This is a genomic window from Blastococcus sp. SYSU DS0552 (assembly GCF_054050815.1).
The window spans coordinates 1-13695 of record NZ_JBJHAB010000028.1; the positions used below are offsets into that span (position 1 = coordinate 1).

Annotated in this window: 13 protein-coding genes; 3 read left to right on the forward strand and 10 right to left on the reverse strand. The window is 74.0% G+C overall.

The window, feature by feature from the left end; all coding sequences use genetic code 11:
• Positions 1 to 148: 148 nt before the first annotated feature.
• From ACI8AG_RS19380 to ACI8AG_RS19395, 4 genes are all read right to left on the reverse strand, one after another.
• A complete protein-coding gene (locus ACI8AG_RS19380; RefSeq protein WP_456598316.1) occupies positions 149 to 1807 on the reverse strand; it encodes a catalase in 1659 nt (552 codons plus the stop codon).
• The gene (locus ACI8AG_RS19385; protein ID WP_456598317.1) at positions 1804 to 2295 is read right to left on the reverse strand and encodes a Fur family transcriptional regulator; all 492 of its coding nucleotides are present in this window, start codon (positions 2293 to 2295) and stop codon (positions 1804 to 1806) included. Before ACI8AG_RS19385 ends, ACI8AG_RS19380 begins: the two co-directional genes overlap by 4 nt.
• A gap of 176 nt (positions 2296 to 2471) precedes the next feature.
• Entirely contained in the window at positions 2472 to 3353 is an 882-nt protein-coding gene (gene purU / locus ACI8AG_RS19390) for a formyltetrahydrofolate deformylase (RefSeq protein ID WP_456590476.1), read from the reverse strand.
• A 4-nt stretch (positions 3354 to 3357) separates the two neighbouring features.
• Complete coding sequence (locus ACI8AG_RS19395) at positions 3358 to 4983, reverse strand: MFS transporter (protein WP_456598318.1); 1626 nt, start codon at positions 4981 to 4983, stop codon at positions 3358 to 3360.
• Between the two features lie 43 nt (positions 4984 to 5026).
• On the opposite strand from ACI8AG_RS19395, the gene ACI8AG_RS19400 reads away from it, so the two are divergent.
• Positions 5027 to 5635, forward strand: coding sequence for a TetR/AcrR family transcriptional regulator (locus ACI8AG_RS19400; RefSeq protein ID WP_456598319.1), 609 nt, complete (start codon positions 5027 to 5029; stop codon positions 5633 to 5635).
• A 7-nt stretch (positions 5636 to 5642) separates the two neighbouring features.
• Here the strand turns inward: ACI8AG_RS19400 and ligD (ACI8AG_RS19405) are convergent, their stop codons facing one another.
• The 4 genes from ligD (ACI8AG_RS19405) to ACI8AG_RS19420 all read right to left on the reverse strand — a co-directional run bounded on the left by ligD (ACI8AG_RS19405) (position 5643) and on the right by ACI8AG_RS19420 (position 9284).
• Positions 5643 to 6572 carry a non-homologous end-joining DNA ligase gene (gene ligD / locus ACI8AG_RS19405; RefSeq protein WP_456590479.1) on the reverse strand — a complete coding sequence of 310 codons (930 nt, stop codon included), beginning with the start codon at positions 6570 to 6572 and terminating at the stop codon, positions 5643 to 5645.
• A 25-nt stretch (positions 6573 to 6597) separates the two neighbouring features.
• On the reverse strand, positions 6598 to 7563 hold the full coding sequence (ligD, locus tag ACI8AG_RS19410) for a non-homologous end-joining DNA ligase (protein WP_456590480.1): 966 nt from the start codon (positions 7561 to 7563) through the stop codon (positions 6598 to 6600).
• A gap of 4 nt (positions 7564 to 7567) precedes the next feature.
• Positions 7568 to 8572, reverse strand: coding sequence for a non-homologous end joining protein Ku (gene ku, locus ACI8AG_RS19415; protein ID WP_456598320.1), 1005 nt, complete (start codon positions 8570 to 8572; stop codon positions 7568 to 7570).
• 136 nt (positions 8573 to 8708) lie between these two features.
• Positions 8709 to 9284, reverse strand: a complete 576-nt coding sequence (locus ACI8AG_RS19420) for a DUF1360 domain-containing protein (RefSeq protein ID WP_456598321.1) — start codon at positions 9282 to 9284, stop codon at positions 8709 to 8711.
• Between the two features lie 181 nt (positions 9285 to 9465).
• On the opposite strand from ACI8AG_RS19420, the gene ACI8AG_RS19425 reads away from it, so the two are divergent.
• Both ACI8AG_RS19425 and ACI8AG_RS19430 read left to right on the forward strand, forming a co-directional pair.
• Positions 9466 to 9927 carry a hypothetical protein gene (locus ACI8AG_RS19425; protein ID WP_456598322.1) on the forward strand — a complete coding sequence of 154 codons (462 nt, stop codon included), beginning with the start codon at positions 9466 to 9468 and terminating at the stop codon, positions 9925 to 9927.
• A 255-nt stretch (positions 9928 to 10182) separates the two neighbouring features.
• Entirely contained in the window at positions 10183 to 10575 is a 393-nt protein-coding gene (locus ACI8AG_RS19430; protein ID WP_091933845.1) for an STAS domain-containing protein, read from the forward strand.
• 52 nt (positions 10576 to 10627) lie between these two features.
• Here the strand turns inward: ACI8AG_RS19430 and ACI8AG_RS19435 are convergent, their stop codons facing one another.
• Both ACI8AG_RS19435 and ACI8AG_RS19440 read right to left on the reverse strand, forming a co-directional pair.
• Positions 10628 to 11653, reverse strand: a complete 1026-nt coding sequence (locus ACI8AG_RS19435) for a DNA topoisomerase IB (RefSeq protein WP_456598323.1) — start codon at positions 11651 to 11653, stop codon at positions 10628 to 10630.
• A 58-nt stretch (positions 11654 to 11711) separates the two neighbouring features.
• Positions 11712 to 13532: an ATP-binding SpoIIE family protein phosphatase gene (locus ACI8AG_RS19440; RefSeq protein WP_456598324.1), complete on the reverse strand. Its 1821-nt coding sequence runs from the start codon at positions 13530 to 13532 to the stop codon at positions 11712 to 11714.
• Between the last annotated feature and the right edge of the window lie 163 nt (positions 13533 to 13695).

The following is a 13695-nucleotide window of genomic DNA, read 5'->3' on the forward strand; positions in this document are numbered from 1 at the left end:
CCCCCCCCCCCCCCCCCCCCCCCCCCCCCCCCCCCCCCCCCCCCCCCCCCCCCCCCCCCCCCCCCCCCCCCCCCCCCCCCCCCCCCCCCCCCCCCCCCCCCCCCCCCCCCCCCCCCCCCCCCCCGCCGCGATGGTGCTGTGGTCCCTGTCAGGCGACGACCACGCGCTCGTTCGGCACGCAGTGCGTCATGACGTGACCGGTCACGTCCCGCGGACCGTTCTTGCCGAGGTTGGCCGCCCGCTGCAGCTCCTCCTCGGACAGGGTCTGCGTCTGCAGCGGCTCCAGGCCCCGGACGTCGTCGGCGGAGATGCCGAGGGCCTCGCCGACCCGCTGGCCCCACTCGTCGTCGCACATGAAGAAGTGCCAGACCATCCGCTCCTGGATCTCGCGGCGGCACTGCTGCAGGGCGCCGACCAGGTTGGTGACCAGGTCGTCCTTCTCCCACTGCTCGGAGAGCTGGTAGCGCTCACCGGCCTGCTTGTAGTCGTTGGTGCGCGGGATCCGCTTGCGGGTGAGCCGGCCGGTGATGACCGGGCCCTGCTCGTCGTGCGTGGGGTAGGTGTCCTCACGCAGGCCGCCGGTGATCGACGGCTCGTAGTTGACGTGCGGGTTGTCACCCACGATGTCGCGGCCGTAGGACATCGGGCCGCCCTGCTGGTTGGTCCGGACCTCGACCTTGGGCCGGTTCACCGGCAGCTGCAGGTAGTTCGGGCCCACCCGGTAGCGCTGGGTGTCCGAGTAGGAGAACGTCCGGCCGACCAGCATCTTGTCATCGGAGAAGTCCAGCCCGTCGACCAGGACGCCGGTACCGAAGGCGATCTGCTCGTTCTCGGAGAAGAAGTCCTCCGGCATCCGGTTGAGGGTCATCGTCCCGACCTTGCGGAGCGGGAAGACCTCCTCCGGCCACACCTTGGTGTCGTCGAGCGGGTCGAAGTCGAGCTCGGGGTGCTCGTCGTCGCTCATGATCTGCACGTGCAGTTCCCACGACGGGAAGTCGCCGGCGGCGATCGAGTCGTAGAGGTCCTTGGTGTGGGCACCCAGGGTCTGCGCCTGGATCTTGGCGCCGTCCTCGGCGGTGTAGGACTTCACACCCTGCTTGGGCAGCCAGTGGTACTTGACCAGCACGGTCTCGCCCTGGGCGTTGACCCACTTGTAGGTGTTCACGCCGAAGCCCTGCATGTGCCGGTAGCTGGCCGGCAGGCCGCGGGGGCTGAAGACCAGCGAGACCATGTGCATGGCCTCGGGGGTCTGGCTGAAGAAGTCGAAGGCCCGCTCGGCGACGCTGGCCTCGAAGGTGACCGGGTCGGGCTTCTGCGAGTGGATGAAGTCGGGGAACTTGATGGCGTCCCGGATGAAGAAGACACCCAGGTTGTTGCCGACGAGGTCCCAGTTGCCGTCCTCGGTGTAGAACTTCACGGCGAAGCCGCGCGGGTCGCGCGCCATCTCCGAGGAGTCCCGGCCACCGGCGACGGTGGAGAACCGCAGCGCGACGTCGGTGCGCTTGCCCTTCTCCTGGAACAGCTTGGCGCGGGTGTACTTGCTGACCGGCTCGTCACCGACGGTGCCGTCGGCCTCGAAGTAGCCGTAGGCGGTCACGCCGCGGGCGTGCACCACGCGCTCCGGGATGCGCTCCCGGTCGAAGTGGCTGATCTTCTCGAGGAACTGGTAGTTCTCCAGGGTCGCGGGACCACGGGCGCCCACGGTGCGCTGGTTCTGGTTGTCGTAGACCGGGTGGCCCTGACGGTTGGTCAGGACCGGCTTGCCGGCCTGGCTGGGCGCCGTGCCCTGCGATGCGACGTCGGTCATGCTCCTGCTCCTCCTCGGATGTGGTGCTGGTGTTCGACCTGCATGGAGTCGGTGCCTGCCGCGACCTCCCGGTCACGGCTCCGACAGGTGGCGCAGAGCCCCCAGAACACGACCTCGGCCTCGTCCACGACGAAGCCGGCGGTGTCCGACGGGCTCAGACAGGGGGCCGCACCCACGACGCAGTCCACGTCGGCGACCGCGCCGCACGAGCGGCAGACCAGGTGGTGGTGGTTGTCCCCCACCCGCAGCTCGAACAGCGCGGGCGCCCCGGCGGGCTCGATCCGGCGGGCGATGCCGGTGGAGACGAGGGCCTTCAGCACGCCGTACACGGCCTGGGGGGACAGCGAGGGGTGCAGCTGCCGCGCGCCGGTCACGATCGTGTCGGCGTCGGCGTGGGGATGATCGGCCAGCACGCTCAGCACCGACAGGCGGGGCCGCGTCACGCGCAGCCCGGCCTCCCGCAGCTCGTGCGCCCAGGTCGTCTCCATCGAGGACCATCGAACGCGCTTTTCTTGAACGAGTCAAGACAAGCGGGTGAACGATCGCGGACGTGTCCCCCTGCGGGGGCCCTGATGATCAGGTCACCTGATCACCAGGGGTCCTGGCTCACTTCCAGCACTGAGCCAGGACCCCGAACGATCAGGTGACCTGATCGTCCTGCGGGTCAGGCGAAGACGATGGTGCGGTCGCCCTCGACGATGACGCGGTCCTCCACGTGCCAGGTCACCGCCTGCGCGAGCACCTGCCGCTCGACGTAGCGGCCCACCCGGCGCATGTCCTCCACCGTGGCGCGGTGGTCGACGCGGGCGACCTCCTGCTCGATGATCGGCCCGGCGTCCAGCTCCGCGGTCACGTAGTGCGCGGTGGCACCGATGAGCTTCACCCCGCGGTCGTGGGCGGCCTGGTACGGGTTCGCGCCCACGAAGGCCGGCAGGAAGCTGTGGTGGATGTTGATCAGCCGCTCGGGGAACCGGGCGCAGAACTCCGGCGAGACGATCTGCATGTACCGGGCCAGCACCACCAGGTCGACGTCGCCCACGATCTCCAGCGCCCGCGCCTCGGCCTCGGCCTTCGTGCCCGGGGTGACCGGCACGTGGTGGAACGGGATGCCGGCCGCGGCGGCCACCGGCTCCAGGTCCGGGTGGTTGCTGATGACAGTGGTGATGTCGGCCCGCAGGTCGCCGGCGCGCACCCGGTAGATGAGCTCCTGCAGCACGTGGTCGGTGCGGCTGACGAAGACCGCGACGGTCGGGCGGTGCGCGGCCTCCACCAGCCGCCAGGTGAGCTGCCACGTGCGGGTCAGCTCGGCCAGCCGCTGCTCCAGCTCCGCCCGCCGGGCGGCCAGGTCGGCCAGCACGAACTCCAGGCGCAGGGTGAAGGTGCCGCCGCTCGGGTCGGAGGAGTGCTGCTGGGAGTCGGTGATGTTCGCGCCGACGTCGGCCATCAGGCCGCTGATCGCCGCCACGATCCCCGGCCGGTCGGGGCAGCGGACGACCAGTCGTCCCAGGTCGGCGGTGCGGTCGTCGAGCGGGCGGGCAGCAGACACGGTGCTAGATCGTCCCAGACCCGTGCGACGCGCGGTCGGGGCCGCCCCGGCGGAGGGCCGCGAGCACGGTGCACGCCGTCCAGACGACGTCGACGGCGAACACGATCACCCAGATCCGGCCCACCCCGTGGACGACGCCGGGCAGGCCCTCCAGTCCGGGCCGCGCGCCGCGCAGGAGGGCGTCCCACCCCTGCTCGGCGGAGGCCACGTCGACCACCCAGGAGAGGTCGACGAGCGCCAGCAGCACCTGGACGAGGACGAACAACACCGCGTGGGCGGCCAGGAGCGACAGCTGCCGGCGCGGGCCGCGGGAGCTCGCGCCGACCGTGCCGCGGCCCGCCGTCCGGCCGTCGAACCCGGCGGTGTCCCCGACGGCGGCCGCCGGTGCGGTGGCGGCTGCGTCCGGGACGGCGGGTGCGCCGGCGGGCACGGGAGCCGCCGCCACCTCCGGCGGGGCGGCGGCGGGCCGGTCCCGCACCCCCAGCCGGCCCACCGCCCACGGCCCGAGGACCGCGCCGGCCAGGCTGGGCAGTGCGAGGACCAGGCAGGCCGTCGTCCACGACCCGCCCTGGTAGAGCGCGCCGGCCAGCACCGCACCCACGGCGGCGCCCACCAGCGCGGCCGCCTCGTACAGGCCCATGCCGCGGCCGATGCCGGCGCCCGCGGCCTCGGCGACGACCGCCTGCTGCACGGGGATGACCGCCGCCCAGGCCGCCGCGCTCAGGACCCACGCCGCCGCCAGCACGCCCGGGGTGGGTGCGAAGGACAACCCGACCGCGAAGAGCGCGCTGGCCACCGATCCCAGCGCCAGCACCCGGCGGCGGCCGAACGCTACGGCGAGGCGGTGCAGCGGCCCGGGCAGCAGGCCCATGACGACGGCGCCCGGGAGGTAGACCAGCGCGATCTCCACCGGCTCCAGGCCGTGCCCGCGCTGCAGGTGCAGGAGCAGCAGGATGCCGACGGCGGACTCCGCGGCCATGGTGGCCGCGACGGTGAGCAGCAGCGGGCGCAGTCTCCGGCCGGTGCGCCGCAGGGCGGCAGGCGGCCCGGCACCGGCCACCGGGCCCGGCCGGATCGGCGCGGAGTACAGGAAGCCGGCACCCACCAGGCAGGCCGCGGCGCAACCGAGGAACAGCCCCCGGTAGCCCAGCGCCGGCAGCAGCGACAACCCGGCCACGAAGGCCACCCAGACGCCGGTCTCCTGCCAGGAGAGCAGCCGCGCGAAGACGGCGGGGTCCACCGCCAGCCGCTCACCGACGATGGCGCGCAGCGGCACCCACAGCAGCGCACCTCCCACTCCGCCGACCACCGCGGCCAGGAACGCGAGGGGAAGCGCGCCGGCGAACGCGTACCCGGCGGTGGAGAGCGCGTACAGCAGCGCGCCGACGGCGGCGACGGTCCGACGCTCCCGCGCATCCGCGAGCACGCCGGCCAGCGGCCTGGCGACCACGGAGACGGCCAGCTCGGTCGCCACGAGCAGGCCGACCTCCACCGCGGCGGCCCCGAGGGCGGCGCCCGCCCACAGCGGCAGGAGGAAGTCGAGCAGTTCAGCGGGCCCACGGGTCAGTGCGGCGGCCGCCAGCGCGCCCGCCTCGCGGCGTGCGGCAGGGCTCCGGTCGCGGTCCGCCATGCCCGGCAGCGCAGCGGAACAGCTGTTCCACTAACATCGGCGCATGCCCCGGTCCGTGGATCCCGACGAGCGCCGGCGGACCATCGCCGAGGCGCTCTGGCGCGTCGTCGCCCGCGACGGCCTGGCCGCGGCCACCGTGCGCAGCGTGGCCGCGGAGGCAGGGCTGTCACTCGGCGCGGTGACGCCCTTCTTCGACGGCCAGGAGGCGCTGCACCTGTTCGCGATGCGGCTCGTGGTGGAGCGCACGGCCGCGCGCGTCGCACGCCTGGATCCGCAGGGGTCGCCTCGAGAGGTGGCCGAGCAGCTCCTCACCGCGGCCATGCCGTTGACGGAGGAGACCCGGCAGGAGGCCGCGGTCTACTACGCCTTCCTGGCCCGCGCCCGCGTGTCCCCGTCCTTCCGCGCCGTGGCCGACACCGTCGACGACGACCTGCGCCGCCTGCACGCCCTCGTCGTCCGCCTGGTGCTCCCCGACGCGCCCCATCCGCATCGGGAGGCGGCGGTCAGGGAGCTCCAGGCGCTCAGCGAGGGGCTGGCCTTCCAGCTGGTCACCTGGCCGCACCGCTACTCGGTCGAGGACGCGCGCGCCGCAGTGCGGACGTGGATCGACCGGACCGCGGCACCGGCCGGCCGCTCCTCTTCCGCGGAGTAGGCCGGGGTCAGACCTCCGGCAGCGGGGCGCGCCGAGCGCCGGCGACGTCGAAGAGGTCGCCGTACTCCTCGACGCGGGCCAGCACCTGCTCCGTGGTGAACCGCAGGGCCGCGGGATCCAGGGAGCCGTCGCGGACCGCGTCGACCTCGTCCCAGCCGATCGGCGTGGAGACCGTCGCCCCCGCCCGCGCCCGCAGCGAGTACGGGGCGACGGTGGTCTTGGCCGGGTTGTTCTGGCTCCAGTCGACGAGCACCTTGCCCGGCCGCAGCGCCTTCTCCATCCGCCAGACGACGTCGTCGGGGGTCTCGGCCGACAGCTCCTGCGCCAGCTTCTTCGCATAGCGGCTGGGCTGCTCGCGGTCGGTGACCTCGATCGGCGCGTACACCTGCATGCCCTTGGAGCCCGACGTCTTCACCACCGGGTCCAGGCCGTCGGCCTCCAGCCGCACGCCGAGCCGCTCGGCCACCTCGCAGCACTCGGCGATGCCGGTCTCCGGGCCCGGGTCGAGGTCGAGCACCAGCAGGTCGGGCAGCTGCGCCACCCCGTCGTCGTCCACCCGCCACTGCGGGACGTGCACCTCCAGGGCGGCCAGGTTCGCCGCCCACGCCAGATCGGGGACGTCGGCCAGCAGCACCATGTCCAGCGTCTCGCGGCCGCGCGAGCTGCCCGGGCTCGGCAGGGTCACCCGGCGCACCCACTCCGGGGCGTGCCGCGCGCTGTTCTTCTCGAAGAACGCCGGGCCCTCGACCCCGTCGGGCCACCGGGTGAAGGTCACGGGCCGGCCGGCCACATGCGGCAGCAGCACCGGCGCGATCCGCACGTAGTAGTCGATGACCTGAGCCTTGGTGAAGCCCACCTCGGGGAAGAGAACCTTGTCCAGGTTGGAGACCGCCAGCTGCCGCCCGGCGATCTCCACCCGCTGCCTGGCGGGGCTCACGGTCCGCTACCGCGGCGCCGGCCGTTCACGACTCCCGCACCACGTCGTCGGGCTCCAGGTCGTCGCGGACCCCGCGCCAGACCGGGTGCCGGAGCCGCCCGTCCGCCGTCCACACCGCGTAGGCGACCTCGCCGACGAGGTCGGGCTCCACCCAGCGCGCGTCCCGGGTGACCTCGCGCGGCAGTGCGCCGGCGAAGGGCGAGGTGCGGCGCGGGGTGAGCAGCCGCTGCAGGTCGCGCAGCCCCTGGTCGGTGAACCCGGTGCCCACGTGCCCGACGTAGACCAACCGCCCCTCGTCGTCGGGGACGCCGACCAGCAGCGAACCGATGGTGCCGGCGCGCCGTCCCTGGCCCGGCCGCCACCCGCCGACGACGGCGGACTGGGTGGAGAAGTTCTTGACCTTGCGCCAGTCGGGGCTGCGGACGCCGTCGCGGTACGGGGAATCCAGCCGCTTGGCCACGATCCCCTCCAGCCCGTTCTCCTCGCTGGCGGCCTGCACGTCGGCGCCGCGGCCCGGGAACCACGGCGTGAGCACCCAACGGCGCCCGGCCGGGTCGAGCTCGTCGAGGAGCGAGCGGCGCTCGGCGTACGGGCGTCCGCGGAGGTCCTGCCCGTCGAGCTCCAGCAGGTCGAAGACGAGGTAGCTGACCGGAGCGGCGGCCGCCATCCGCGGCACCTCGGGACCGGTGCGGTGCATCCGGTTCTGCAGCGCACCGAAGTCGGGGCGGCCCTGCCCGTCCATCAGCACGATCTCCCCGTCGACGACGGCGTCCCGACCGGTGAGCGTGCCGGGCAGCCGGGCGACCTCCGGATACCGGACGGTGATCTCCGTGCCCTTGCGCGAGGCCAGCGTCAGCCGCCCGTCCCGCACCGCGGCCAGGGCACGCACGCCGTCCCACTTGAACTCGTAGCCCCACCCGCCGTCGTCGGCGGGCAGGTCGCCGGGGACGGCCAGCATCGGCAGCGGGAGGTCGGCCGGCTCGGGAGCCACCACCTCAGGCGCTGCGGCGGGCCCGCTTGGCCGGCGGCTTGTCGTCGCCGGCGGCCCGGGCGGTCGTCTTCTCCGCCGGGCCGGCCGCCTTCTTCGGCGCGGCCTTCTTCGCGGCGGCCTTCTTCGCCGGAGCCTTCGCGTCGGCCTTGTCGGCGGCGGCCTTGCGGGGCGCGGCCTTCCGCGCCGACGCCGGCTTCCTCGCCGGCGGCGCCGTGGGCTCCTCGTCCGCGGTCGCGCCGCCCCGGGCGCGCTCGACGCTGCGCCGCAGCGCGCTCATCAGGTCGACGACGGCGGCCCCGTCGTCGGGGGTCTCCACCGGCTGGGCCACCTCGCCCCCGGTCTGCTTCGCCTCCAGCAGGGCGGTCATCGCCTCGCGGTAGTCGTCGGTGAACTCACCCGGGTCGAAGTCCGTGGTCATCGAGCCGATGAGGGCCTCGGCCATCTTCAGCTCCTGCGGCCGCACCGAGATGTCCTCGTCGAGGAAGGCGAAGTCGGGCGTGCGGATCTCGTCGGGCCACCGCATGGTGTGCAGCACTAGGACGCCGTCGCGCACCCGCAGCGCCGCCAGCGACTCCCGCTGCCGCAACGCGATCTTGGTGATCGCCACCTGGCCGGCGTTCTCCAGCGCGTCGCGCAGCAGCACGTAGGGACGCGCCGCGGGACCGTCGGGCTCGAGGTAGTACGTCTTCTCGAACATGATCGGGTCGATCTCGGACTGGTCGACGAACTCCAGCACCTCGATCTCCCGGCGGGTGGTGAGCGGCAGCCCCTCGAAGTCCTCGTCGGTGAGGATGACCACCTCCCCGCTGGGCAGCTCGTAGCCCTTGGCGATGTCGGAGTACTGGAGCTCCTCGCCGTCGATCGAGCACACCCGCCGGTACTTCACCCGGCCACCATCGGCCGCGTGCACCTGGTGGAAGCGGATGTCCTTGTCCTCGGTGGCCGAGTACAGCTTCACGCCGATGCTGACCAGGCCGAACGACACGGCGCCTCGCCAGATCGATCGCATGCCGCCCTCCCTCGCACCCGTTCCGCCGGGCGTCCCCGACCCGGAGCCGGGTCAAGATCGCAGGATAGGTCCGGAGCGCCCTCCACGGCAGGGCGAACGACGCGGCCACTCCCCCCGACGGAGGACCGCCGGCTCCTCAGCCCTGCTCGTCCGCCCCCTCGTCGGCCGGGGCCAGGGCACCGTTCTGGATCGAGTCGTACACGAACTGCAGGACGTCGGAGCCCGCGACCGTCGTCATCGTCAGCGCGGCAAGCCGGGTGGCCCGGGGTGCGGTCACGTACCCGAAGACGAACGCCGTGCCCACCCACTGGGCCAGGCAGAAGGGGCAGGTGAGCAGCTCACCGACGGCGTGCTTCACGCCGCCGTGCTCCCGCACCTCCTCGGCCACCTCGGCGTGCCCCGAGGCACCCTCGAAGCGCACGAACGGCGCACGGAGCGGACTGGTCACCGGGTCCTTGGCGATGCGGCGGGCCAGCCGGAAGGTGGCGATGGTGAGCAGGACGGCGTCACCGAGCGGGATCCTCTCGGGCAGCTGCTTGCCCGCGGCCCGCACCGCCACGGCGCCACCGGCCACCAGGCCCGCGTACACGCCCATGGCGCCCAGGTCACCGCCCAACGGCCTGGGTTCCCCGTTGGTGTACTCGCGCTTCTGGGTGCGCGCCCACCGGCGGAGCGGCGCCCCGACCCGCTGGACCTCGTCTGCGATCGCCATGGCCCCCTGCTACCCCGCGGACGCGCTCTCATGCCGCGAGGGGCGGCAGTGCCGCGACGCACACCGGCGCATGGCCGCACGGCCCCCGGGTAGGGCGGTGGAACGACGCCGGTCCCCCGACCGGCCCACGGCCCCTCCGGGGGCGAGAGCGCGGGCACGCCCGCCGACGAACGGAGGCCCGATGACCAACCCCGCCAACGACGGCACCGACCCCGGTACGTACGACGGCACCACCCAGACCGAGGGGCAGACGGCCCGGGACATCTTCCCCGCGGACGACGGCATCCCGGACGTCGCGCAGGACGACTCCCCCACCCAGGCGTGGAAGGAGGACCCGCAGTTCCAGCCGATGCCGAACGAGAGCGCGACCGCCACGGTCGACTTCGGCACCACCGCCTTCGAGCAGTCCCAGGGCGAGTCCCTCTCCGGCCGGCTGGATCGCGAGCTCCCCGACGACGCGGCCGACGTCCGCCCCGCCGAGGACCCGCAGCGGGCCGACGCGCAGCTGGAGCAGGACACCTCGACCACGCCCGAGAGCGACTCCGGCACCAACCGCACCGCAGACGACGTCGAGGCCACCGCGGACCAGCCCGTGGGCGGCGAGGGCCCCGAGGAGTCCGCCGTCCACGTCACCGACGGCTGACGCTCCCCCGCACACCAGCGACCCACCCCTCGGCGCCCCTTCGGGTGCCGTCAGGGGGGTGGGTTGGCGCGCGCGCGGCAGGTTGTCTACGTTGAGTCAGCGGTTCAGCAGGTAGCCGCGACGTGCTGGGCCCGGTGGTCCGGCACGCAACACATTCGACCACCGCGAGCCGGGGGCCCGGGCCCCCGGAGATGTGCAGCGGTAGATTGTCCGGGCGGCCCGTCGTCCGGGTTCCGCCGAGAGGAGCCACTGTCCGTGACCACTTCCGACCTGCCCGCCGAGGGGCAGCCCGACGTGTCGACCGAGGGCACCGAGGCACCCTTCGACGACGTGATCACGCTCTCGACCTCCACCGACGAGGACGGCGCTGTCACGGTCACGGTCGTCGGCGAGGTGGACACCTTCACCGCTCCCGTACTGCGCTCGACCCTGGACAGCCAGCTCGAGCAGCAGCCGCGAGAGCTGGTGATCGACCTGTCCGGTGTCCAGTTCCTGGGCTCGGCCGGTCTCGCCGTGCTCGTCGAGACGCAGAAGTCCGCCCGCAGCCGTGAGGTCGCCCTGCGGCTGATCGCCACGACCCGCGCCGTCACCCGGCCGCTCGAGGTGACCGGGCTGATCGACCTCTTCACCATCGCCGACGCCCGCTGAAGAAGGACCTCGTCCGGAGGCCCCGCTCCACACCGGAGCGGGGCCTTCGTCGTCACTGGGCCGAGAGCAGCCGGCAGACGGCCTCCTCCAGCACCTTCTGCGTGTCCCGGTCGGCCACACCCCCCGACGACAGGACCTCGTCGGCGTCGCGCAGGGCCTCGGCGACCGTCTCGCCGTGCTCGAACCGGTCGACGACGCGCGGGTCGACGTAGCTGGCCTTGCAGACGGCGGGGGTGTTCCCCAGCTGCTCGCTGACCCGCTTGTAGGCGGCGCTGACGACCTTCTTGCGGGCCGTCTTCGACGTCGGCGGGGGCACCTCGGCGAGCGCGGCGGCCATCAGCACCGTCGCCGTCCACGTGCGGAAGTCCTTGGCCGAGATCTCCGCGCCGCTGATCTCCTTGAGGTAGGCGTTGATCTCCGCGCTCGTCACGTCCCGCCACGTGCCGTCCTCGGTCTGGTAGGCGAGCAGGTCCTCACCGGCGTCGGCGGGGCGCTCGAGCAGCTGGCGGACGACGGTCGCCGTGGACCGGTCGGTGATCTCCACCTCCCGCTCGATGCCCCCCTTCGCGAGGTAGGAGCAGAAGGTCCGCTCGCCGCGCACCGACACGTGGGCCCGTTTCAGGGTCGCCAGGCCGAACGTGCCGTTCTCCTCCTCGTACTGCTCGCTGCCCACGCGGAAGGCGCCCAGGTCCAGCAGCCGGATGGCGGTGGCCAGGACGCGCTCGCGGGTGAGGCCGCGGGTGCGCAGCCCGGCCCGCACCGCGTCGCGCACATCGGGCAGCTGGCGCGCGATCTCCAGCACCCGCTCGTGCTTCTCCGCATCGCGCCGGGCACGCCAGGCGTCGTGGTAGCGGTACTGCCGCCGCCCGGCGGCGTCCACCCCGGTGGCCTGGATGTGCCCGTTGGGCCACGGGCAGATCCAGACGTCTTTCCAGGCCGGCGGGACGGCGAGGGCCCGGATGCGGTCCAGCCGCTCGTCCTTGATGAGGCTGCCGTCGGTGTCGTAGTACGCGAAGCCGCGCCCGGCTCTGCGGCGTCGGTAGCCGGGCCCGTGCACGTCGCTGCGCCGCAGTCTCACGGGCGGGGAATGGGCACCGCAGGCACTCCGCAAACCCCCCGGGACGGAGAGTCACGCCTCAGCGCAGCTCGACCAGCCCGTCCAGACCGCTGATCTCCAGCACGTGCCGGGTCACGCCGCCCGCGGGGGCCTGGACGACGAGGCGCCAGGACTCGTCCCGGGCGATGCGGGCCACGGCCAGGACGACGCGGACGGCGGCGCTGCTGAACAGGCCGACGTCGCAGAGGTCGAGCTCCATCGGGGTGGCGCCGCCGTGACTGGCCTCCAGCATCCGGATCCGCAGCTGCTCCGCGGCCGCGGCGTCGACGGCCCCCCGGGCCCGCACGACCGGGCGAGGACCCTCGCGCTCGACCACCACGTCCGCACCGTCGACGACGCGGTGCGCGTCGATCTCCTCGTCCGGGGTCCGCCGCAGACGGAAGCTCAGCGTGACCGTCGTCCCGTGGTCCTCGGCCAGGGTCACGCCATCGACGAGCTGGCGCATGATCAGCAGCCCGCGGCCACGGTCACCCGGGTCGCGGTCCGGCGGGCGCCAGGTGCCCTGGTCCCGCACGGTCACGGTGAGCACCCCGTCCACGTCGACCTGGGCGGTCACCGACATGGGCCCGGGCTCGGTACCCCGGTAGGCGTGCTCGGCGGCGTTCGCGCACGCCTCGCCGACGGCGACCATGACACCCACCCGGTCCTGCTCGCCCATGCCCAGGTCGGTCAGCCAGGCGTTGAGGCGCCGGCGCACGCCGGGCAGCGCGGAGGGCACGGCGAGCAGGTCCAGCTGGAGGGCCTCGTGCGCGGTGGCCCGCCGGTGGGCGACCAGGACGGCGACGTCGTCCAGCCAGCCGTGCGGCCGGCGCACGCCCTCGGCGATCGCCCCGGCCAGCCCGGCCGCGGCATCGACGCCGAGGGCCCCCGGATCGTCCAGCGCCTCGCGCGCGGCCGCACCGAGCCGTTCGAGCGCCTCGGCGGGTGGCTCGTCGAGCCCCGCGACCACACCGTTGGAGAAGAGCACCAGCGTCGCGCCCTGGGGGAGCTGGGCCTCGTGCAGCGGCGCCGGCGCCCCGGGGAGGCTGCCGAGCGGCGGCCGGGCGGTCACCTCGAGGAACGTGCTGCTCCCGTCGGCGTGCACGACCAGCGGGGCCGGGTGACCGGCCGCGCTGTAGACCAGCCGCCCGGTGGCGACATCGAGGACGCCGTAGAACACCGACGCCCCCTCGACGTCGTCCATCTGGGCGGCGAACGCGTCGAGAGCGGCGAGCACGGCCGCCGGCTCCGGGTCGCCGAGCACCGTGGAGCGCATCGCCCCGCGCAGCCGGCTCATCGCGCCGGCCGCGGCGACCCCGTGCCCCACGGCGTCGCCCACCACCAGGGCGACGCGGCCCTTGCCCAGCGGCACGGCGTCGTACCAGTCGCCACCGGCCGCGGCGAGCTCGGTGGCCCGGTGGTAGCTGCCGGACAGGACCACGTCGGGGAGCATCGGCAGCGACGGCGGGAGCAGCGCCTGCTGCGCGCGGCGCACGTCGTCGGCCGCGAGCGCTTCGATCACCACGAAGGCACCCGGCTCGCCGGCGACCGTCATGGGCCGCACCGTGGCCGTCACCATCGGCCCCTCCGGCCCGAGCGCGCCGCTGAGGGTCTCGGTGTTCCCGCTGCGCACCGCGGCCTCGACGAGGTCGGCCAGCGGGCGCCCGGAGACCTCGGGCAGGCCGCCGCGCTGGGCCTCCAGGCCGCGGGCTCGGGCGTTGGCCCACAGCGGTCGGGCGGCGTCGGCCGCCAGGCAGAACAGCGCGTCGGGCGACGTCTCCATGGCAGCGAGCAGCACGGCGGAACCCTCGTCCAGGGCGCCGTCGTCGGTGGGTGGCAGACTGCCGGAACCGGTGCTCATCTCGGGCCAGCCAACAACAGGCCGCGGGTGGCGGCAACCGCGTGCCCGGCACGCGAAGGGCGTGGTCCAGGCCACGTTTGGGCGTCGGCGCCGGTCGGGTAAGCAGCAGTCTTGTGCACCGATCGGTGCCGGTCCGCGCCGCCACCGGTGGCCGGGCCGACCG

What these genes read in the sequence shown, in the direction of transcription:
- ACI8AG_RS19380 (WP_456598316.1), bottom strand. Translation starts at nt 1,807, where the DNA reads ATGACCGACGTCGCATCGCAGGGCACGGCGCCCAGCCAGGCCGGCAAG.
- ACI8AG_RS19385 (WP_456598317.1), bottom strand. Translation starts at nt 2,295, where the DNA reads ATGGAGACGACCTGGGCGCACGAGCTGCGGGAGGCCGGGCTGCGCGTG.
- ACI8AG_RS19395 (WP_456598318.1), bottom strand. Translation starts at nt 4,983, where the DNA reads ATGGCGGACCGCGACCGGAGCCCTGCCGCACGCCGCGAGGCGGGCGCG.
- ACI8AG_RS19400 (WP_456598319.1), top strand. Translation starts at nt 5,027, where the DNA reads ATGCCCCGGTCCGTGGATCCCGACGAGCGCCGGCGGACCATCGCCGAG.
- ku (WP_456598320.1), bottom strand. Translation starts at nt 8,572, where the DNA reads ATGCGATCGATCTGGCGAGGCGCCGTGTCGTTCGGCCTGGTCAGCATC.
- ACI8AG_RS19420 (WP_456598321.1), bottom strand. Translation starts at nt 9,284, where the DNA reads ATGGCGATCGCAGACGAGGTCCAGCGGGTCGGGGCGCCGCTCCGCCGG.
- ACI8AG_RS19425 (WP_456598322.1), top strand. Translation starts at nt 9,466, where the DNA reads ATGACCAACCCCGCCAACGACGGCACCGACCCCGGTACGTACGACGGC.
- ACI8AG_RS19440 (WP_456598324.1), bottom strand. Translation starts at nt 13,532, where the DNA reads ATGAGCACCGGTTCCGGCAGTCTGCCACCCACCGACGACGGCGCCCTG.